This is a genomic window from Halorubrum sp. AD140, assembly GCF_034497445.1.
Lineage (GTDB): Archaea > Halobacteriota > Halobacteria > Halobacteriales > Haloferacaceae > Halorubrum.
This window is the reverse complement of record NZ_JAXRUU010000313.1, coordinates 1-1,082: the sequence shown is the minus strand read 5'-3', so window position 1 is coordinate 1,082 and position 1,082 is coordinate 1. Positions and strand designations below refer to the sequence as shown.

The window sequence follows — 1,082 nt, the reverse complement described above, 5'->3', positions numbered from 1 at the left end:
GTCGCCCCCAGCGACTCGATGATGTCGATCGTCGGGTCGGGGCGCTCGCGCCGACCGAGACAGTAGACCCGATCGAACGACTCGTCGAGGGTCGCGACCGTCAGCAGACCGAGCGACCCGTTGCCCAACACGAGCGCCGACTCGGGCTCCCAGCGGAACGCCGAGCGGCTGGCGTACGCGTGCTCGATCGCCTTCTCCGCGATCGAAATCGGCTCCACGAGGAACCCCCACTCCGCGAGCGCCCGCGGTATCTCGACGAGGAACTCCGCGGGACTCGTGAAGTACTCGGCCATGAAGCCGTGCGCGCCGACGATACCGCGCTCGTGGTACTCCCCCTCCGGCGCCATGTCTGGCTCGCCGCGCGCGAAGTACTCGTTGGCCCCGTTCGGCGGGCGGCGCACCGTCGGGACGACGACGTCGCCGACCTTGAAGGGCGTGTCGTTCGGGTCCTCGACCACGCCGACGGCCTCGTGGCCCAACACGAGGTGGTCCTCGCCCGCGGGCGCACCGCCGTGACCGCCGGCGATGACCTCGTGGTCGGTCCCGTCCCCGCCGACCCGCAGGGTCCGAACCAGCGCCTCGCCCGGCGCGGGCTCCGGTCGCGGCTTCGCTGTCACGACCGGCTCGTCCGCTCCCTCGTAGACGGCAATCGCGTTCATGTCCGGACCCAAGCGGCCAGTCACCAAAAGATTTCTTTTATTGCGAGTAAACACGTGCGGGAGACTCACCGTGGAGTTTTCAGTCGCTCGGGCGTACCCGAAGGCGTGTGTACTCTGACTCTCGCGTGGCGCGCGTTCGGCGACGCCCCCGTCGCGCTCGCGGCCACACGCGACGAGGCGCTCGACCGCCCGAGCGAGCCCCCCGCCCTTCGAAACGGTGACGTCCGGTACGTGGCCCCGCGCGACGCCGAGGCCGGCGGGACGTGGATCGGCGTCGCCGAGGACGGCCTCGTCGTCGCGGTCACGAACCGGTGGCTCGACGCCGACCGCGAGGGCGACCGCTCCCGCGGGCTGCTCGTCCGCGACTGCCTGACGGCGGCCTCCGCCGAGGCGGCGGTGCGCGCTGTCGAGCGCGAACTCGAC

The 1,082-nt window shown here is 71.4% G+C and carries 2 protein-coding genes; one reads left to right on the top strand and one right to left on the bottom strand.

Translation table 11 applies throughout. The features are described from left to right. Nucleotides 1-659 (bottom strand): alcohol dehydrogenase catalytic domain-containing protein (locus tag U4E84_RS18460; protein ID WP_322533511.1); only part of this gene is annotated, 659 nt, incomplete at its 3' end. 105 nt (nt 660-764) lie between these two features. On the opposite strand from U4E84_RS18460, the gene U4E84_RS18455 reads away from it, so the two are divergent. Then, the coding region (locus U4E84_RS18455) for an NRDE family protein (RefSeq protein ID WP_322533510.1) at nt 765-1,082 on the top strand (318 nt) is incomplete at its 3' end.